16 protein-coding genes are annotated in these 18,127 nt (G+C 70.7%); 4 read left to right on the plus strand and 12 right to left on the minus strand.

The window, feature by feature from the left end; translation table 11 throughout:
* Positions 1 to 120: 120 nt before the first annotated feature.
* From EIY87_RS45170 to EIY87_RS45180, 3 genes are all read right to left on the minus strand, one after another.
* Complete coding sequence (locus EIY87_RS45170; protein ID WP_125316239.1) at positions 121 to 2,334, minus strand: glycosyl hydrolase family 18 protein; 2,214 nt, start codon at positions 2,332 to 2,334, stop codon at positions 121 to 123.
* Between the two features lie 162 nt (positions 2,335 to 2,496).
* A complete protein-coding gene (locus tag EIY87_RS45175; protein ID WP_191984507.1) occupies positions 2,497 to 3,276 on the minus strand; it encodes an enoyl-CoA hydratase/isomerase family protein in 780 nt (259 codons plus the stop codon).
* A 2-nt stretch (positions 3,277 to 3,278) separates the two neighbouring features.
* Entirely contained in the window at positions 3,279 to 4,190 is a 912-nt protein-coding gene (locus EIY87_RS45180; protein ID WP_125316241.1) for a PaaX family transcriptional regulator, read from the minus strand.
* 147 nt (positions 4,191 to 4,337) lie between these two features.
* On the opposite strand from EIY87_RS45180, the gene EIY87_RS45185 reads away from it, so the two are divergent.
* Positions 4,338 to 5,975: an ABC-F family ATP-binding cassette domain-containing protein gene (locus EIY87_RS45185; protein WP_125316242.1), complete on the plus strand. Its 1,638-nt coding sequence runs from the start codon at positions 4,338 to 4,340 to the stop codon at positions 5,973 to 5,975.
* Positions 5,972 to 6,454, plus strand: coding sequence for a GNAT family N-acetyltransferase (locus tag EIY87_RS45190; RefSeq protein WP_225440428.1), 483 nt, complete (start codon positions 5,972 to 5,974; stop codon positions 6,452 to 6,454). The genes EIY87_RS45185 and EIY87_RS45190 overlap by 4 nt, the downstream gene beginning before the upstream one ends.
* A 34-nt stretch (positions 6,455 to 6,488) precedes the next feature.
* On the opposite strand, the gene EIY87_RS45195 is transcribed toward EIY87_RS45190, so the two are convergent.
* The 5 genes from EIY87_RS45195 to EIY87_RS45215 form a co-directional block, all read right to left on the minus strand.
* Positions 6,489 to 7,298 carry a carbohydrate ABC transporter permease gene (locus EIY87_RS45195; protein ID WP_125316243.1) on the minus strand — a complete coding sequence of 270 codons (810 nt, stop codon included), beginning with the start codon at positions 7,296 to 7,298 and terminating at the stop codon, positions 6,489 to 6,491.
* Positions 7,295 to 8,185 (minus strand): carbohydrate ABC transporter permease, encoded by an 891-nt coding sequence (locus EIY87_RS45200; RefSeq protein ID WP_225440429.1) that lies wholly within the window; start codon positions 8,183 to 8,185, stop codon positions 7,295 to 7,297. Before EIY87_RS45200 ends, EIY87_RS45195 begins: the two co-directional genes overlap by 4 nt.
* Before the next feature lies 1 nt (position 8,186).
* A complete protein-coding gene (locus EIY87_RS45205; protein ID WP_125316244.1) occupies positions 8,187 to 9,452 on the minus strand; it encodes an extracellular solute-binding protein in 1,266 nt (421 codons plus the stop codon).
* 106 nt (positions 9,453 to 9,558) lie between these two features.
* On the minus strand, positions 9,559 to 11,649 hold the full coding sequence (locus EIY87_RS45210; protein ID WP_125316245.1) for an alpha-galactosidase: 2,091 nt from the start codon (positions 11,647 to 11,649) through the stop codon (positions 9,559 to 9,561).
* A 56-nt stretch (positions 11,650 to 11,705) separates the two neighbouring features.
* Entirely contained in the window at positions 11,706 to 12,650 is a 945-nt protein-coding gene (locus EIY87_RS45215) for a methionyl-tRNA formyltransferase (RefSeq protein ID WP_125316246.1), read from the minus strand.
* Positions 12,651 to 12,763: 113 nt separating this feature from the next.
* On the opposite strand from EIY87_RS45215, the gene EIY87_RS45220 reads away from it, so the two are divergent.
* Both EIY87_RS45220 and EIY87_RS45225 read left to right on the plus strand, forming a co-directional pair.
* Positions 12,764 to 14,071, plus strand: a complete 1,308-nt coding sequence (locus EIY87_RS45220) for a lysine N(6)-hydroxylase/L-ornithine N(5)-oxygenase family protein (protein WP_125316247.1) — start codon at positions 12,764 to 12,766, stop codon at positions 14,069 to 14,071.
* A 97-nt stretch (positions 14,072 to 14,168) separates the two neighbouring features.
* A complete protein-coding gene (locus EIY87_RS45225; RefSeq protein ID WP_125316248.1) occupies positions 14,169 to 14,372 on the plus strand; it encodes a hypothetical protein in 204 nt (67 codons plus the stop codon).
* Positions 14,373 to 14,557: 185 nt separating this feature from the next.
* On the opposite strand, the gene EIY87_RS45230 is transcribed toward EIY87_RS45225, so the two are convergent.
* The 4 genes from EIY87_RS45230 to EIY87_RS45245 all read right to left on the minus strand — a co-directional run bounded on the left by EIY87_RS45230 (position 14,558) and on the right by EIY87_RS45245 (position 18,024).
* Entirely contained in the window at positions 14,558 to 15,043 is a 486-nt protein-coding gene (locus tag EIY87_RS45230; protein ID WP_125316249.1) for a DinB family protein, read from the minus strand.
* Positions 15,044 to 15,118: 75 nt separating this feature from the next.
* Positions 15,119 to 15,931 (minus strand): ABC transporter ATP-binding protein, encoded by an 813-nt coding sequence (locus tag EIY87_RS45235; protein ID WP_125316250.1) that lies wholly within the window; start codon positions 15,929 to 15,931, stop codon positions 15,119 to 15,121.
* A 3-nt stretch (positions 15,932 to 15,934) separates the two neighbouring features.
* The gene (locus tag EIY87_RS45240; RefSeq protein ID WP_125316251.1) at positions 15,935 to 16,987 is read right to left on the minus strand and encodes a FecCD family ABC transporter permease; all 1,053 of its coding nucleotides are present in this window, start codon (positions 16,985 to 16,987) and stop codon (positions 15,935 to 15,937) included.
* On the minus strand, positions 16,987 to 18,024 hold the full coding sequence (locus EIY87_RS45245) for a FecCD family ABC transporter permease (RefSeq protein ID WP_125316252.1): 1,038 nt from the start codon (positions 18,022 to 18,024) through the stop codon (positions 16,987 to 16,989). Before EIY87_RS45245 ends, EIY87_RS45240 begins: the two co-directional genes overlap by 1 nt.
* Positions 18,025 to 18,127: the final 103 nt, after the last annotated feature.

Raw genomic sequence — 18,127 nt, forward strand, 5'->3', positions numbered from 1 at the left:
TGGATCCCCTGCGCGCTGCGCCCAGTTTTATGGTCCAGACCATCACGAGTCAAGGAGCCGGAGAAAAGGTTCAGCCCGCTGAACGGAAAGGGTTCTCCCGTTCAGCGGGCTGAACAAAAATCAACCGAGCCCGGCGCTGACGGCGTTCATCAGAACGCCGGTGTCACCCGACATCTCCCACGCCATCACGCCGAGGAGACCGCGCTGCTTCAGCCACGTCGTCTTCAGCCCGATCGACCACGCGTCGTCGAACGTCCACCATTGGCCGCCGTTGCCGGTGTAGCAGGACGTCGCCACCGCGGCCGTGTCGTGGTAGACCGTGCAGCCCGGGACGCTCGCCACCAGGTTCGCGTAGCCGCGCGTCCCCGCTTCCTCCGCGAACTGGCCTGGTGCGGCGCCAGTCGCGGACTGCCATTCGCCGTTCTTGCCGCCCGCCGCGACGCCCTGCCAGCCGCGGCCGTAGAACGCCAGGCCCAACGTCAGCCGACGGGGATCGACGCCGGCGTTCGTGTACGCGTTGATCGCCGCTTCCGCGCTGAAGTGGAAGTTGTACGGGTCGTCCGCGTCGGCGTACAGGTTGCCCTGGTGGCCGGTGCGGTTCGGCTCCCACGAGTTGTCGCTGCCCGAACCGTGGAAGTCGTAACCCTGCACGTTCGCCACGTCCAGGTAGTTGAACACGCGGGACAGGTCCCACCCCGCGGCGACCTTGGCGGGGTCGGCCGGGGTGAACGCGTGCAGCTGGTAGCGCTTGCCGGTCGTCGCGCCGTACGCGTCCAGCTGCGCGCGGAACTCGGCCATCAGCGCGGTCAGGTTGTCCTTGTCGTTGGGGCTCCAGTGGTTGCCGGGGTGGCCGTCGCCGCTCGCCGGCCACTCCCAGTCGAGGTCGATGCCGTCGAAGATGCCGGCCGCGGTGCCCGGGCCGCCCGCGCCGCCGTAGGGCGCGATGTTGCCCTTCAGCCACGTGTCGACGCACGACGAGACGAACTTCTTGCGCGACGCGTCCGTGGCCGCGACGTCGGAGAAGTACTTCGAGTACGTCCAGCCGCCCAGCGACACCAGCACCTTCAGGTTCGGGTGCTTCGCCTTGAGCTTCTTGAGCTGGTTGAAGTTGCCGCGCAGCGACTCCCAGCCCGTGTCGGCCACGCCGTCCACCGACTGCGCCGCGGAGAACGGCCGCGAGTAGTCGGCCTCGGCATCGCCCGCGCCGTCACCCTGGTTCGGGTCCTGCGGGTTCGCCGTGGTGCCCTTCGTGACGCCGGACAGGCACGTCAGGTTCACCGGGTCGATATTCTCGAACGCGTACAGCAGGTGCGTCAGTTTCGCCGCCGCGCCCGAGGTCTCGAGGTTCTTCACGAAGTACTGGCGCCCGTAGATGCCCCACTGCACGAAGTAACCGACCTTCGCGTAGCCCGAGACGATGTCGCCGGTCTTCGCGGTCACCGCGGCGCTCGGCGCGGACACGTTGTCGTAGCCGTCGCGCGCCCGCACCGTGAACGTGTACGAAGTGGACGGTGCCAGCCCGGTCACGACCGCGGACGTCGTGGTCACCGTCGTGGCCAGCACCGAGCCGCGGTACACGTCGTAGCCGATCACGCCGGTGTTGTCGGTCGACGCCGTCCAGGCCAGGGAGACGCTGCCGGAGTCGGCGGCGGTCGAGCGCAGCCCGGTCGGGGCGGACGGTGGCTGCGTGTCGTCGGAGGGGCTGTTCGTCGTCACGGACAACGCACTGCTCGCCGGCGACGTGTTCCCCTTGGCGTCCTTGGCCTTCACCGTGAACGAGTACGCCGTTCCCGGCGTCAGCCCGGAGATCGTCGCGCTCGTCCCGGTCACCGACGCGGCCAGGGAGGTGCCCTGGTAGACGTCGTACCCGGTCACCGGCAACGATCCGGCGGCCGACGCGTTCCACGCCAGCGCCACGGTCTTGGTCGTCTTCGTGACCAGCCGGAGCCCGCCGGGCGCGCCCGGGGGAGTGTCCGGTGAACCGTCGCAGTTGGCGTTGTCCACGCGGCACTGCGCGGGTGTCGCGGCCGCGCTGAGCCGGAACGTCGGGCTGTACGGGTAGGTGTTCCGGCCCGGCGCCAGTGTCGCGATGTAGTACGCGGGCGTCAGCGTGACCTGCGTGCCGTTCTGGGTGACCGTACCGTTTTCGCCGGTCGAAGCGGTGACGCCGGCGGGCAGCGTGAAGGTGATCGCCCAGTTGCTCACCGAGGCGGTCCCGGTGTTCGCGACGGTGTAGGTGCCGGTCGTGCCGCTCATCGCCAGGGTGGCGGTCAGCGAACCGGCCGCGGCGGCGGGTGGCGCGAGGGCCGCGGTGCCACCGAGCGCTATCAGCAAGGCAGCAAGTGCGGAGCGTAGTCGGGTGGGGGTGCGTCTCATGGCGGTTCTCCAGACGGCACAAGGGGCGGGGACGATGTGGTCTAGACCACGTCGAATGTAACCCGGTGCGAGGGGAACCGCGCAGGCCCGAACGGCCGCAACCGCCGTCCGAACGGACGGTTAACGGCCCGAGAACGTCGCCTTGCCCGGCCCGTCGGCCAGGAACGACTTGACCGCGCCGCGGAGGTCTTCGGTTTCGAAGAGCTCGGCCGCGATCGCCGTGATGTGCGCGTTCGCCTCGGGGACGCCGCCGGCGGAGAAGTGGTCGAGGACGCGCTTGGTCGCCGCGTGCGCCCGGGTCGGCCCCGACGCCAGCTGACGCGCGAACTCCCGCGCCGCCTCGTCGAAGCCCTCGTCCGGCAGGACGCGGTTGACGACGTTCCAGCGCTCCAGCGTGGCCGCGTCGTAGGTGTCGCCGGTCATCACGAACTCCTTGGCGCGGCCGACACCGGCGCGGGCGGCGAGCCGCTGGGTGCCGCCCATGGTCGGGGTCAGCCCGACGACCTTCTCGACCAGCCCGAACTTGGCCCGCGCCGCGGCCAGGATGACGTCGCAGGCCACCGCGACCTCGAACGCCCAGGTCAGGCAGAGGCCGTGGGCGGCGAACACGGTCGGGAACGGCAGGGCCGCGATCCGGTCCGGCACCGCGAGCATCTCGTCGAACAGCACCTTCGCCTCGGCGGGCGAGCCCTGTGCGTCGAACAGCGAGACGTCGACGCCACCGCTGACGATCTTGCCCTCGGCCCGGATCAGCAGGGCGCGGGCCGGTTCCTCCTCCAGCGAGTCCAGCGCCGACGCCAGCGAAGACTGCAGCGATGCCGTGTAGAGGTTCAACGGCGGAGCGTCGACGGTCAGGACGGCGAGCCCGCCGTCACGATCGAGGCGGACCTGCTGAGTCATGTTCACCCTGCTTCTTCGGCTTCGACGATGTCGTCCCAATACTGCTGGGCCTCGGGACGCCAGTCGACGTGTTTGTGATGGAACAGTTCCGCGGCTTTCGTCCCGCTCCACTTCGCCGGGAGGAGCTCGGCGGGCAGCTGCGGGTCGAGGAACGGGAACCGCCGCCACTCGTGGACCAGCTCGGTCTGCGCGCGCAGCACCGCCCGGCCGCCGGTGGGGTGCAGGCCGGTGAACCGGTCGATGAAGTCCTCGTAGCGGTCCTTGAGCTCGCTCAGGTCCCAGGACCGGGCGACCATGGACTCCTGCTCGCCGACCTCGCCGTACGCGGCGGTGAACGACATCGCCTGCGCGTCGAGACCCAGCTCGCTGACGATCTGCTGGGCCTCACGCTGGCGGGACAGGTCCGGGCTGACCCACACGCCGGCCACCGGCGAACCGAAGCCCGCCCAGGTCAGCCGGGTGCGCAGCCGGTGCCGCAGGTCGCGCTTGGCCTCCGGGACCGACACGATCAGCATCAGCCACTGCCCGTTCCACGGCGGCCGCTCGCGGCCGAACGCGTAGATCCGCTCGGCGCCTTCGGTCAGCAGGCGGCGCCCGGGCGGGGTGAGCGACCAGCGCACCCGGCGCCCGACGCGTTCGGAGACGACCCAGCCCTCGGCGGCCGAGCGGGCCAGCGCCTGCCGGGCCGACTTCTCCTCGATGTCGAGGATGCCGAGCACCTCGACGAGCATCGACGTCCACACCGGCTTGTCGCGGGGGAGCGCGTACTCGCCGAGCACCGTCATCAGCAGCGACCTGGCGCTGGCGTGGCTCACCTCGCGGCGCCGGCTCACCGTGGGCCGGGGCGCGGACGGGCGGCCTTCCCTCGGTTTCGGCCTGCGGCCGAGGGTGACCGGGGGAGCGGGTTCGCCCATTGTGTTTCACCGACCTCACTGCGCTGCGGGACTGACAACCGAACAGGTTACCCACACTGAGTGATCAAAGCGCCACCCGACACACACAGCCGGTGGCTTTGACCATGATCTGACAGTTCACCACGGACCCGTAGACTCGGCCACCTCATGACCGCAACACTCGTCGCGAAAGACCTGGCCGCGGGCCACGGTGACCGCACCCTCTTCTCCGGACTCGATCTCGTCGTCGCCCCGGGCGACGTCGTCGGCCTGGTCGGCGTCAACGGGGCCGGCAAGTCGACGCTGCTGCGCACCCTCGCCGGGCTCGCGAAACCGGGCGGCGGCGAGATCCGGCTGAACCCGCCGACCGCGACCGTCGGGCACCTGCCCCAGGAGCCCGAACGGCGGGAGGGCGAGTCGGTCCGGGCGTTCCTCGCGCGTCGCACCGGCGTTTCGGCCGCGCAGGCCGACCTCGACGCGGCGACCGACGCCCTCACCGCGGGCGAAGCGGGCGCGGACGACCGGTACGCGGCCGCGCTCGACCGCTGGCTCGGCCTCGGCGGCGCCGACCTCGACGAGCGCGCCGCCGAAGTGGCGGCCGACCTCGGCCTCGCCGTCGACCTCGACCAGCCGATGACGTCGCTGTCGGGCGGCCAGGCGGCGCGGGCCGGCCTGGCGTCGCTGCTGCTGAGCCGCTACGACGTCTTCCTGCTCGACGAGCCCACCAACGACCTCGACCTGGACGGCCTGGCCCGGCTCGAACGGTTCGTCACGGGCCTGCGCGCGCCGACGGTCCTGGTCAGCCACGACCGGGAGTTCCTCGCCAGGACCGTCGACCGCGTCGTCGAGCTGGACCTGGCGCAGCAGCAGGTCAACAGCTACGGCGGTGGCTACGAGGCCTACCTCGAGGAGCGCGCGGTCGCGCGGCGGCACGCGCGCGAGGATTACGAGGAGTACGCCGACACGAAGGCGGCGCTCGAGGCGCGCGGGCGGATGCAGCGGGCGTGGATGGAGAAGGGCGTCAAGAACGCGCGCCGGAAGCAGCCCGACAACGACAAGGCCGCCCGCAAGTTCCGCACCGAGGCGACGGAGAAGCAGGCGTCGAAGGCGCGGCAGACCGACCGGATGATCGAGCGGCTCGCCGTCGTCGAGGAGCCCCGCAAGGAGTGGGAACTGCGGATGGAGATCGCCGCGGCGCCACGCGCGGGCGCGGTGGTCGCGACCCTGCGCGGTGCGGTCGTCCGCCGCGGCGGCTTCACCCTCGGGCCGGTCGACCTGCAGATCGACTGGGCGGACAAAGTCGCCATCACCGGCGCGAACGGCGCGGGCAAGTCGACGCTGCTGGCCGCGCTGCTCGGCCGGGTCCCGCTCGACGAGGGGAACGCGGCGCTCGGCCCGGGCGTCGTGGTCGGCGAAGTCGACCAGGCCCGGCGGCTGTTCCTCGGCGACGTCCCGCTCGCCGAGGCCTTCGCCCGCGAGGTCCCGGAATTCGCCGACGCCGACGTCCGGACGCTGCTGGCGAAGTTCGGGCTCAAGGCCGCGCACGTGCTGCGGTCGGCGGCGACGCTGTCGCCGGGGGAGCGGACGCGGGCGGCGCTGGCGCTGCTGCAGGCCCGCGGCGTCAACCTGCTGGTGCTCGACGAGCCGACGAACCACCTCGACCTGCCCGCGATCGAGCAGCTGGAGTCGGCGCTCGACAACTACCCGGGGACGCTGCTGCTGGTGACGCACGACCGCCGGATGCTGGACGCGGTGCACGTCACGCGGCGCCTGGAGGTCGACGGCGGGCAGGTCCGCGAGCGGTGAAGCTCCGCCCCGCCACCGCCGACGACGGCGGCTTCCTGGCCGACATGCTGGTGGCGGCGGTCAACTGGTCGCCGGAGTGGCGGCCGAAGAGCCGCCGTCACGTGCTCGCGGCGCCGGACACCGCGCACTACATCGCCGGCTGGCCGCGGGAGACCGACCTGGGCGTGGTCGCCGAAGTGGACGGCGAGCGGGCGGGCGCGGCCTGGCTCCGCTTCTTCCCGCCGGACGATCCCGGGTACGGCTTCGTGGCGGCCGACGTCCCGGAGCTCACCATCGGCGTGGCGGCGGCCTGGCGCGGACGGGGTGTCGGACGCGCGTTGCTGGACGCGGTCGAGGCCCGGGCGAAGGAGGCGGGTATCGCGCGGATCAGCCTCAGCGTCGAACGGAAGAACTTCGCGCAGAAGCTTTACCTCGCGGCCGGCTACGAAGTCACCGGCGCGGGTACCGCCCAGTCCGACACGATGGTGAAGTTCCTGTGAAGAAGCCGCACTTTCACGTGAAAGTGCGGGCTTCTCAGCCCTTGGTCGCGCCGCCGGTGAGGCCCTTCACGAACTGTTTTTGCAGGGCCAGGTAGAAGATCAGCACCGGCAGGGTGGCCAGGAACATCAGGGCGAACACGCTGCCCAGGTCCGCCTGGTACTGGCCGATCGAGCGGTAGATGCCGGTGGTGATCGTCGTGCCCTGGCTGGGGCCGAGGATGATCAGCGGGTCGATGAAGTCGTTCCAGATCCACACGCCGAGGAAGATCAGCACCGACGCCGTCGCCGGGCGCAGCAGCGGGAACACCACGCGCCAGAACACCTGCAGCCGGCTCGCGCCGTCGAGCAGCGCCGCTTCCTCCAGTTCCACCGGGACACCGCGGATGAAACCCGAGAACACGAACACCCCGAACGGCACGTAGTAGCCGACGTTGAACAGGATCAGCCCCGGCAGCGTCGCCATCAGGTGCGTGACGCGCAGGACGTCGGTGATCGGGATCAGGATGACCTGCGGCGGGATCATCAGCCCGGCCAGCAGCACCAGCGTCAGCACCTTCGTCCAGCGCTTGCCCGAGCGCGCCAGGTAGTGGCCGAGCATCGCCGAAAGCACCGTCAGGACCAGGATCGACGACAGGGTGACCACGACGCTGTTGGTCAGGCTGACCCAGAACAGCCCGTCCGGGCGGGTCAGCACCGCGTGGATGTTCGCCAGCGTCGGCGGCAGTGGGAGCGACGCCGGATCCCCGGCGATCAGGTCGCCGCGCTTGAAGACGTTGGCCAGCACCAGGTACAGCGGCACGAAGAACACCGCGCTGACGGCGACGGCGACCGCGGGGCGGGTCACAGGTCCACCTCCCGGCGGCGGAGGAAGTTCAGCACGACGCTCGTCACGACCGCGACGATCACCAGCATCAGCACGGCCATCGCGGACGCGTAGCCGACGTGGTTGGCGTCGAAGCCGGTCTGCAGCACGTCGAACGCGATCGTCGCGGTGGCACCGGATCCCGGGCCGCCGTTGGTGATCACCTTGACGTAGTCGTAGGTCTTGAACGCCGAAATGAGCAGCACCACCGTGTTGATCGTCAGCGACGGTGCTAGCAGCGGCCAGGTGACCGCGCGGAACCGGCGCAGCGGCCCGGCGCCGTCGATCTCCGCGGCTTCGAGCAGCTCCGCCGGCACGCCTTGCAGCCCGGCCAGGTAGACGACGACGCAGAACCCGAGCATCTGCCAGCACACGATCGAGGCGACCGAGTAGAGCGCCAGATCGGGATCCGACAGCCAGCCCGGTGGGTGCTCGACGCCCAGCGCCCGCAAGAGGCTGTTGAGCGGTCCCGCGTCGTCGAGCAGCCGGGACCAGACGATCGAGACGACGACCGAGCTGAGGATCACCGGCGTGAAGAACACGCTCCGCAAAGCGTTGTACAGCCACCCCTTCCGGTCCAGCAGCAGCGCGACGCCGAGGCCGAGGACGTTGGGCACGGCGACCACGATCAGCGTCAGGATCGTGGTCACCTTCAGCGCGGTGAGGAACTGCTCGTCGGAAAACAGCAGCCGGTAGTTGTCGAGCCCGGTGAACTTCACCGGCGGGTTGAACGGGTTGTAGTTCGTCAGGCTGTACCCGAAGCTGATCAGGATCGGGGCCAGCACGAAACACAGGTAGACGAGCACGCCCGGAGCGCCGAACGACGCGAAGTGCCCGACCCGCGGCAGAACCGGCTTGCGGGTGGCCAAGTCAGCCCGCCTTCGCCCACTCGGTGTCCAGGAACGCGCACGCGTCGGCCACGGACTTGCGGCCGGTGATGACGTCCTGGGCGGCCTGGTCGACCTTGTCCTTCATGCCGGGCAGCAGCCCGTCGTCCGCCGTCTCCCAGCGGAACGCGTGCACCACGGCGTTCTGCTGGACGGCCCGCGTGTACAGCTCGTAGCCGGCCTTGAAGGTCGGGCCGACGTCGGCCGGCGGGGTATAGCCCTTGATGGCCGGGAACAGGCCGTCGGCCTTGACCGAGGCGTCGAGCTGGTCCTTGTCGAGCTGGAAGCCGAGGGCGAACTTCTTGGCGGCGTCGAGGTTCGCGGCCTTCGCGTTCACGATCATGCCGCCGCCGGTGTAGGCCGGGACGACGAGCTTGCCGTCCTCGGTGGGGAAGTCGAAGACGCCCACCTCGAAGTCGTGCTTCTTCGAGTCGGCGTTCGCGGCGAACCAGTTGCCCATCGGGTACATCGCGCTCTTGCCGTCGAGGAAGGCCTGCTCGGTCGCCGCGTAGTCGCGGGACACGCTGGTCTTGTCCACGTACCCCTGCGCGGCCAGGTCGGCAAGCTTCGCGAAGGCGTGTTGGAAGGCGGGATCGGTGAACTTGACCTTGTCCTGGCGGCGCTGGGTCAGCCAGTCCGGCACCGTGTTGTAGACCTCGGTGGAGACCAGGCCGGAGAGGATCATCGACGACGGGAAGCCGTCCTTGCCGCCGCCGATGGTGAACGGCGCGAACCCCTTGTCCTTCAGCTTTCCCGCGTCGGCGACGAGCTCGTCCCACGTCTTCGGCGGCGCGGCGATGCCGGCAGCGGCGAACATCTTCTTGTTGTAGTAGACCGGCGGGATGGTCTGGGTGTTCGCCGGCAGCTGGTAGTGCTTCCCGTTGACCGGATTGGCGTCGGGGAACTGGAAGTCCTTGAGCTCTTCGGGCGTCCAGGCGTAGAGGTTCCCGGCTTCGGCGAAGCCCGCCGAGTCGACGGCGATCAGCACGTCCGGGAACTGGCCGGACTGCAGGAGCTGCTTGGCGTACGACGTCCGGCCGTCGGCGGTCGGCGCGACGAGCTTCTTCACCTTCATGCCCGGGTTCTTGTCGGTGACGCGCTTGATGGCGGCGTCCCAGTAGGCCGGGGTGAGGTTCGGGGTTTCGAAGGTCAGGAAGGTGATCTCGGTGCCACCGCCGGTGTTCGAGCCGACCGAGCACGCGCTCACCGCCAGCAGCGCCGCCGCGCCGAGCGCCAATGTCCGTCTCATCGAGCCCTCCAGATGTGATGTATGACGCATTTGATCTGACGTCTGAGGGGCTGTCAAGCAGCAAGCGGCAGTGAATCCCTCGAAGGACGGCCGATAGATCGGATCTCTAGCGCGGAATTCGCTCCAGCCGGATCACCGTGCTTGCGAAGTCGCCGGTCGGGAGGCCGAGGCGCAGTCCGTGGGCGAGCAGCACGGCCCCGCTGTGCGTCGCGCCGGAATCCGGATTCAGGTACCGGTCAGCGGGATCGAGCCCGTCGAGCCGCAGCAGCCGGTCCGGCTCGGCGAAGTGCGCGGCCTGCCGGTAGGCGAGGACGACCGACCGGTCGCCGAGGACGTACTGGAGCGCCACGAGCCCGTCGCCGTCCGGCGGCCGGAGCCGGTGCAGCGCGCCGTGCTGCACCACGGGCCGGATGTCCCGGTACAGCGCGATCATCTCCCGGGCGAACGCGAGGTCGGCTTCGGGCCAGCGCGCGATGTCGCCGCCGAGCCCGAGCACGCCGGCCATGGCGACGTGGAACCGGAAGCGCCGTGGCACCGAGCGGCCGGTGACGAAGTTCGGGTTGTCGGTGACCCACGCCGACATCGCGCGGGCCGGGTAGAGCTGGCTGTAGCCGTGCTGGATGCGCAACCGGTCGAGGGCGTCGGTGTTGTCGGACGGCCAGACCTGGTCGGTCCGGGCGAGCACGCCGAGGTCGAGCCGGCCGCCGCCACCGCTGCACGCCTCGACGCGCAGACCGGGGTGATCGGCTCGGAGCCGGTCGAGGATCGCGTACACGGCCCGGGTGTGCTCGACCCATACCCGGTCCTGGTCCGCTTCGCCCGGTCGGCCCGCTTCGCTGAACGGGCGGTTCATGTCCCACTTGAGGAAGTCGACGCCGTGGTCGCCGACGAGCCGGTCGAGCCAGCCGTGCGCCCACGCGGCGACTTCCGGCCGCGCGAAGTCGAGGACGAGCTGGTTGCGCAGTTCCGAGCGCCGCCGGTGCGCGTGGTGCAGCACCCAGTCCGGGTGGGCGCGGTACAGGTCGCTGTCGGGGTTGACCATCTCGGGCTCGACCCACAGGCCGAACTTCATGCCCAGCGCGTGCACCGCGTCCACCAGCGGCTGGAGGCCATCGGGGAAGCGCTCGCGGTTGACGTGCCAGTCGCCGAGCCCGGCGTGGTCGCCCGTGCGGGCGCCGAACCACCCGTCGTCCAGCACGAACAGCTCGACGCCGAGCGCCGCGGCCCGCTCGGCGAGCGCGCGTTGCCCGGCTTCGGAGACCTCGAAACCCGTGGCCTCCCAGGAGTTGTAGAGCACCGGGCGCAGTTCCCCGGGGTGGGGCAGGACGTGTTCGCGGACGTAGGCGTGCCACGCGCGGCTCGCGGCACCGAACCCGCCGTCGGTGCAGAGCCCGGCCGCGACCGGCGTGGTCAGCGGCTTTCCCGGCCCGACCAGGTGGACGACGCCGTCTTGGCCGAAACCGCCGCTGATCGTGAGGCGCCCGGTCGAGGCCCGCGTGGTGGTGAGGCGCCACGACCCGCTCCACGCGAGCGCGACGCCGTAGACCTCGCCGTGGCGTTCGGTGGCCGTGCCGTCGTCGACCATGACCCACGGGTTGGCGTGGTGGCTGGTGATCCCGCGCCGGCTGCCGAAGACGGTTTCCCCGTGCGGGACGGCTTCCCGCCGCAGCTGGGTCTCCGCGGCCCAGCGGCCGGTCGCGTGGCTGAGCCGGTAGTCCTCGAGGACGGGCAGTACCCAGGTGGCGGAGTCGGCGCGGGCGACCTCGACGTCGGTGTCGGCGGACAGCTCGGTCCAGCGCTCGAGGACGTCGCCCCGGAAGCGGTAGTGGAGCGTGAGCCGCACGGGGTAGTGGCGGTCGGTGAAGGAGATCGCGAGGTGGCCGCCGGTGCTCGCGTGGGTTTCGTACCGCCATTCGAGGCCCCGGGTGCCGTCGGCGAAGCGGAGTTGCAGCGCCGGGGTCCAGTAGCGGGTGCCGCCGTCCGCCGCGAGTTCGTCGAGGCCTTCGTTGGGGTCGTTGAAGCCGTCCCAGCGGGGAAGCGTTTTCCCGGTGAGTTCGACGACCTCGGGCGGGGAGAGCCGGGGACCCCAGTAGACGTGGGTGGGGACGTCGTCCTCGTCGAGCCGCAGCGCGTACGTGGTGGCTGCGCCGGTGAGCACCCAGGTGCGGTGGTCGTCGAGGTAGCTGATCCCGGCCATGCGGGCCATCCTGGCCGCCGGAACCCCGCGGCGGCCAGGACTTCCCGCTCACCGGGTCACGGCCGGTCGGTCAGGTACCCGCCCATGGTCTTGAAGTACTCGTGCGCCGCCAGGTCCGTCCCGTCGGCGGTGCGGACCCGCTCGACCACCAGGCCGGGCGACTGCCCGCGCCGCGCGTCCGGGCCGGCCACGACCACGACGCCGTCGCCCTCCTTGATGAAGATCCGGCCCGGCGTGCCGCCGTAGTTCCCCGCCGACACCGACGCCTTGAGGATCCGCAGCTCTTCGCCGCGGTGGTAGGTGAACGCGTTCGGGTACGGATCCGACAGCGCGCGCACGAAGCGTTCGAGGTCCGCCGGCGGGAGGGTCCAGTCGATCAGGCTGTCGCGGCGGGCGCGCTTGTGGAAGAAGCTGGCCTTCGAGCGGTCCTGCGGCACCGGGGTGTAGCCCGTCTCGATCTTCGAGATGGCCTCGGCCGTGAGCGGGGCGATCAGGTCGACCGTGCGGTGGAACAGGTCCGTCGTGGTGTCCGCCGGGCCGACCGGGATCGCGCGCTGGAGGACGATGTCACCCGCGTCCAGCTCGCCGTCCATCATGTGGGCGGTGACGCCGACCTCCGGCTCGCCGTTGATCAGCGCCCAGATGAGCGGGGAGAAGCCCGCGTACGCCGGCAGCAGCGAGTCGTGGATGTTGAGCGTGCCGTGCCGCGGGAGCTCGAAGATCTCCGGGGGCAGCCAGGTGCGCCAGTTGTTCGCGACGATCAGGTCGAGGTCCGCGGCCTTGAGCTCGGCCAGCAACTCGGCGTCGTCCGGGCGATTGCGCAGCAGCACGCGGATGCCGTTGGCCTCGGCGAGGTCGGCGACCGAGTCGGCCCAGATCCGCTCGTACGCGTGGTCGCTCTTCGGGTGCGTCACCACGAGGGCGACGTCGTGCCCCGCGTCGATGAGCGCCTGCAGGGTCCGGTGCCCCCAGGTCTGGTAGCCGAACATCGCCACGCGCATTCGAGAGTGCCTTTCATGATCGGGGGACGAACATCACCACGAACGTACTAGGCGAGGCTCGCCTAAGTTAGGTTAGGGTTCCCTGACGGTACCGGAGCGCGCGAGGGAGCAACATGACTGCAGAGGTCCCGATCTACGACATCGTCGGCGTGGGTTTCGGACCCTCGAACCTGGCCCTCGCGATCGCCCTCGCCGAGCACAACGCCGGCGCCGGGGAACCGGTGACCGCGCACTTCCTCGAACGGCAGCCGAAGTTCGGCTGGCACCGCGGGATGCTCATCGACACCGCCACCATGCAGGTCTCGTTCCTGAAAGACCTGGTCACCATGCGGAACCCGACCAGCGAGTTCAGCTTCCTCAACTACCTGCACGCCGCGGGGCGGCTGGTCGACTTCATCAACCACAAGAACCTCTTCCCGCTGCGGGTCGAGTTCCACGACTACTTCGAGTGGGCGGCCGCGAAGGTCGACGACGTCGTCTCCTACGGCACCGAGGTTGTCTCGGTGAAGCCGGTGTACGACGGCTCGGAAGTGGCCTACTTCGACGTCGAGGCGTCGGACGGCTCGGCGTTGCGCGCCCGGAACCTGGTGGTCGGCACGGGCCTGCGCCCGCAGCTGCCCGAGGGGATCGCCGCCGGGCCGCGGATCTGGCACAACAGCGAACTGCTGTTCCGCGTCGACGCCCTGCGCGGCACCTCGCCGAAGCGGTTCGTCGTCGTGGGTGCCGGGCAGAGCGCGGCCGAGGTGGCCGCGCTGCTGCACGACGAGTTCCCGCACGCCGAGGTGTGCGCCGTGTTCGCCCGCTACGGCTACAGCCCGGCCGACGACAGCTCGTTCGCGAACCGGATCTTCGACCCGGAAGCCGTCGACCAGTTCTACCGCGCGGGTGAGCCGGTCAAGGACCGCCTGATGCGCTACCACGGCGCCACGAACTACTCGGCCGTCGACATCGACCTGATCGACGAGCTGTACCGCCGCGTCTACCGCGAGAAGGTGCTCGGCGTGGAACGGCTGCGGCTGCTGAACGTCTCGCGCCCGGTCGAGGTGACCGACACCGGGACCGCCGTGACGGCCACGGTCGAATCGCTGACGACGGGCGAGCGCACGGTGCTGGAAGCCGACGCGGTCGTCTACGCCACCGGGTACCGGCCCGCCGACCCGACACCGCTGCTGGGCGAGCTGGGCGCCCGCTGTTCGCGGGACGAGGACGGCCGCCTGCGCGTCGAGCGCGACTACCGCCTCACGACGGAACCGGCGCTGCGCGGCGGGATCTACCTCCAAGGCGGCACCGAGCACACGCACGGCATCACGTCGTCGCTGCTGTCGAACACGGCGGTGCGCGTGGGGGAGATCCTCCAGTCCGTTGTGGACCGGCGGGTGGTCGCGGAGCCGGCGGGGGAGTACGCGGTCAGCGCTCGCTGACGGACGCGCCGGACGAGTTCGCCACCAGTCTGTCCTTCTCGCAGTCGGATTCGCGAGCGGTCTCGTTGTTGCAGGCGGTTGTGGAATACTCGAGCACATGCTCGTCCGTCCGACGCGTGCGCAGGTAGCGGCGGTCTTTGTCGCGTCTTCAGGAGGAGCGCAGGTTCTGGCCGGGGTCAACGGCGGCATCAGCCATTGGCAGCTTCTGTGGCTGCTGGTGACGATCGCGGCGGCGGCCGCTGGTGTGTTGTTCGCGGCTGATGATAAAAAAAATCCTGCTAACTGTGGCGCACGCCACTAATCGCGCAACCTGACCAAGCCCGGTGCGTCGTTCGGCGTATCGGGTAACCAGCCGTGACGGAACTGCTGGCTCAAGGCTGCTTGGCCACGTCTTCGATTTCGGAGCCGTCGGTCGGCGCGTCCGCGCGGAAACTTCGACCAGAGCATGAGGCTCGTTCCGCCGGCCGACGGCGGGGGAGTACGCGGTCAGCGCTCGCTGAGCTGCTCCCGCAGGATGTCGCCGTGGCCGGCGTGGCGGGCGAAGTCCTCGATCAGCAACAGGTAGACGAACCGGAGGGTGACCTCGCCGAGGACGTCGTGGGTCCGGGTCTCGTCGAGGTCGAAGCGGGCCGCGATCTCGTGCGAGCGCGCGCTGGCCCGCTCGAACTCGGCGATCACGTCGGCCACGGTTTCGCCTTCCGCGACGGCGAAACTGGGATCGCCCGGCGTGGTCGGACCGTCGCATTCGGACTCGTCGAGGCCCTGCAGGAGGCATTGGAACCACCGGCGCTCGGCCATGGCGGCGTGCTTGACCAGCCCGATCGGCGTGGTCGCGGACGCGACCAGCCGCACGCGGGCGTCGGTCTCGGACAGCCCGCGGGCGACGTCGATGACGGCGCGCCGCTGGCGGTCCATCGTGGCTTCCAGCAGGTGGCGCTCGGGACCGGTGGTGATTTCGGGCAGCACGAACATGGCTCTGCTTCCTAGAGGGGGGTTTCGGCCGGACGTTCCCCGGAACACGCGGGGCGGGCCGAACCCCAGGATAGCTCAGCCCTGGTGCGCCGGGGCGGGGTGGTGGCGGCTGATCGGGATCACCATCGGGGTGCCGCTCACCGGGTCCGGGGTGATCTGGCAGCGGACGTCGAACACCTCGTCCACCAGTTCCTCGGTGATGACGTCCGCCGGCGCGCCGGAAGCCACGATCCGGCCGGCCTTCATCGCGATCACGTGGTCGGCGTAGCGGCAGGCCTGCGGCAGGTCGTGCAGCACCATCACGACCGTGCGGCCTTCGCCGCGGTTGAGGTCGACGACCAGGTCGAGCACGTCGATCTGGTGCGCCAGGTCGAGGTACGTCGTGGGCTCGTCGAGCAGCAGCACCGGGGTGCCCTGCGCGACCGCCATCGCGATCCACGCGCGCTGGCGCTGGCCGCCCGACAGCTCGTCGACCGGGCGGTCGGCCAGGTCGGTCATCTCCGTGGCCGCCAGGGCCGCGCGCACCGCGCCTTCGTCCGAAGTGGACCATTGGCGCCACCAGCTCTGGTGCGGCGCGCGGCCGCGGCCGACGAGGTCGGAGACCGTCATGCCTTCGGGCGCCACCGGGGACTGCGGCAGGATCCCGAGCCGCTGGGCGACCTGGCGGGTCGGCAGGTCGTGGATCGAGCGGCCGTCGAGGTAGACCCCGCCCGACTTCGGCGTGAGCAGGCGGGCCAGCGTGCGCAGCAGCGTCGACTTCCCGCACGCGTTCGCCCCGACGATCGCGGTGATCCGGCCCGGCGGGATGTCGAGGTCGAGGTCGTCGATGACGATCCGGTCGTCGTAGGCGACGCGCAGCTGCTGCACCCGCAATGACGGTGTTTCCATGGGTCAGCCTCCGGAACCGGATCGGTTGGCCCTGGCCAGCAGCCAGAGCAGGAGCGGGGCGCCCAGCGCGCCGGTCACGATGCCGACCGGCAACGGGGACGCCGTGACGGTGCGCGCCAGGATGTCGCTGCCCAGCACGACGACCGCGCCGGTGAGCGCGGACGCGATGAGCGGCGGCGACGTCTGGCGCGCCAGGCGTTGCGCGATCTGCGGCGCGGTCAGCGCCACGAACGAAACCGGGCCCGCGGACGCCGTCGCGAAGGCGACCAGCCCGGCGCCGGCCAGCAGCAGGCCGAGCCGGACCGGCTGGACCGGCGTGCCGAGCCCGGCGGCCACCTCGTCGCCGAGCTGCAGCGTGCGCATCCAGCGCGACAGCGCCAGCAGCAGGGGCAGCAGCACCGCGAGCGCGCCCGCCAAGGGCAGGACGTGCTCCCAGCCGCGGTTGGCGAGGTTCCCGACGAGCCAGCCGATCGACGCCTGCGCTTCGGTGATCTGCGCGCGGCTGAGCAGGTAGTCGGTCAGGCTGGTGCACATCGCGAAGATGCCGATGCCGACCAGGATGATCCGGTAGCCCGTGGTGCCGCGCCGCCACGCCAGCACGTACACGAGCAACCCGGTCAGGAGCCCGCCGAGCAGGCCGAGCGTCGTGGTGCCGAGGCCGCCGCCGAAGCCGAACGAGATCCCCGCGACGACGGCGGTGGCCGCGCCCGCGTTGATGCCGATCATGTCCGGGCTCGCCAGCGGGTTGCGGGTGATGGTCTGGAACACCGCGCCGGACGCGCCGAACGCGACCCCGGCGAGCAGCCCGGTCAGCGCCCGCGGCAGGCGCAGTTCTCCGACGATGTAAGCGGTTCCGCTGTCGCCGCCGCCGAACACCGCCGACAGCACGTCCGACACGCTGAGCGGGACGTCGCCGATCGTCATGCCCACGCAGAACAACGCGAACGCCAGCACGGCGAGGACCAGCGAGACGGCGGCGAGCCGGAGCCGGATCTGGCCGGACACCGCGGGTTTCGCGAGGCGGAAGGTGACGCGGTCGCGCTGCAGCAGGCTCATCAGGATTCCACCAGCTTGCGGCGGCGGACGAGGTAGATGAAGAAGGGGGCACCGAGGAACGCGACGATCACGCCGGCGCGGATCTCCCCGGGCCGCGCCATGACGCGGCCGAGGATGTCGGCGGCCAGCAGCAGGCACGGCGCGAGCACCGCGGTGTAGGGCAGCAGCCAGCGGTGGTCGGGGCCGATGAGGAACCGGACGGCGTGCGGGACGATCAGGCCGAGGAAGACGATCGGGCCGGCGACGGCGACCGACGCGCCGGTCAGCAGCGTGATGGCCAAAGCGCCGCGCAGCCGCAGCGGGCCGAGCCGCCGCCCGAGCGCGACCGCGACGTCGTCACCGAGCGCGAGGCTGTTCAGCGCCGGGCCGCTCGCGACCGCCAGCACCACGCCGACGAGCAGGAACGGCAGGATCCGCAGCAGTGAACCACCGTCGACGCCGGCGAGGGAACCGGCCGACCAGAAGCGGAAGCGGTTGAGCGCCACCGGATCCGACAGCACCATCGCGCTGGTGAACGAACCGAGCAGCGCCGTGACGGCGGCCCCGGCGAGGGCCAGCTTGACCGGGCTCGATCCGCTGCGGCCGCGGGTGCCGAGGTAGTACACGACGGCGGTCGCGCCGAGCGCGCCGGCGAAGGCGAACCAGACGTAGCCGTAGAGCGAACTGACCCCGAGCACGGTGATCGAGAAGACGATGGCGAACGCGGCCCCGGCGCTGATGCCCAGCAGTCCCGGGTCGGCCAGCGGGTTGCGGGTCAGCGCCTGCATCACGGTGCCCGCCAGGCCGAGCGCGGCGCCCACCAGGACGGCGAGCAGGGTCCGCGGCATCCGGACACTGTGGATGATCACCGCGTCGGCCGAGCCGTCGTCGTGCCACAGCACCTGCCAGACGGCGCCGAGGGAGATCTCCTTCGAGCCCAGCCAGACGCTCAGCAGGCACAGGAAAACCAGGACACCGAGAGCGGCCAGCAGACCGAGCGCGCGGCCCGTGTGTGGCGGGCGTCGCGTGAGAGCGATCCCTCCGGGGTCTGTTCGCACCGCACCTCCGACTGGTACTGATTTTAGGTAAGGCTAACCGATGGTACAGGAGTGCATCCTCACCATCCGTTTGTTAGGGTCACCTAAGTCAGCGCCTCGGCTG

The sequence above is a fragment of the Amycolatopsis eburnea genome, assembly GCF_003937945.1.
GTDB classification, from domain to species: Bacteria; Actinomycetota; Actinomycetes; order Mycobacteriales; family Pseudonocardiaceae; genus Amycolatopsis; species Amycolatopsis eburnea.

Excerpts from the sequence above, each read along its gene's own strand:
- EIY87_RS45175 (WP_191984507.1), bottom strand. The coding sequence starts at position 3,276 with ATGACTCAGCAGGTCCGCCTCGATCGTGACGGCGGGCTCGCCGTCCTG.
- EIY87_RS45180 (WP_125316241.1), bottom strand. The coding sequence starts at position 4,190 with ATGGGCGAACCCGCTCCCCCGGTCACCCTCGGCCGCAGGCCGAAACCG.
- EIY87_RS45185 (WP_125316242.1), top strand. The coding sequence starts at position 4,338 with ATGACCGCAACACTCGTCGCGAAAGACCTGGCCGCGGGCCACGGTGAC.
- EIY87_RS45205 (WP_125316244.1), bottom strand. The coding sequence starts at position 9,452 with ATGAGACGGACATTGGCGCTCGGCGCGGCGGCGCTGCTGGCGGTGAGC.
- EIY87_RS45210 (WP_125316245.1), bottom strand. The coding sequence starts at position 11,649 with ATGGCCGGGATCAGCTACCTCGACGACCACCGCACCTGGGTGCTCACC.
- EIY87_RS45215 (WP_125316246.1), bottom strand. The coding sequence starts at position 12,650 with ATGCGCGTGGCGATGTTCGGCTACCAGACCTGGGGGCACCGGACCCTG.
- EIY87_RS45220 (WP_125316247.1), top strand. The coding sequence starts at position 12,764 with ATGACTGCAGAGGTCCCGATCTACGACATCGTCGGCGTGGGTTTCGGA.
- EIY87_RS45225 (WP_125316248.1), top strand. The coding sequence starts at position 14,169 with ATGCTCGTCCGTCCGACGCGTGCGCAGGTAGCGGCGGTCTTTGTCGCG.
- EIY87_RS45230 (WP_125316249.1), bottom strand. The coding sequence starts at position 15,043 with ATGTTCGTGCTGCCCGAAATCACCACCGGTCCCGAGCGCCACCTGCTG.
- EIY87_RS45235 (WP_125316250.1), bottom strand. The coding sequence starts at position 15,931 with ATGGAAACACCGTCATTGCGGGTGCAGCAGCTGCGCGTCGCCTACGAC.
- EIY87_RS45240 (WP_125316251.1), bottom strand. The coding sequence starts at position 16,987 with ATGAGCCTGCTGCAGCGCGACCGCGTCACCTTCCGCCTCGCGAAACCC.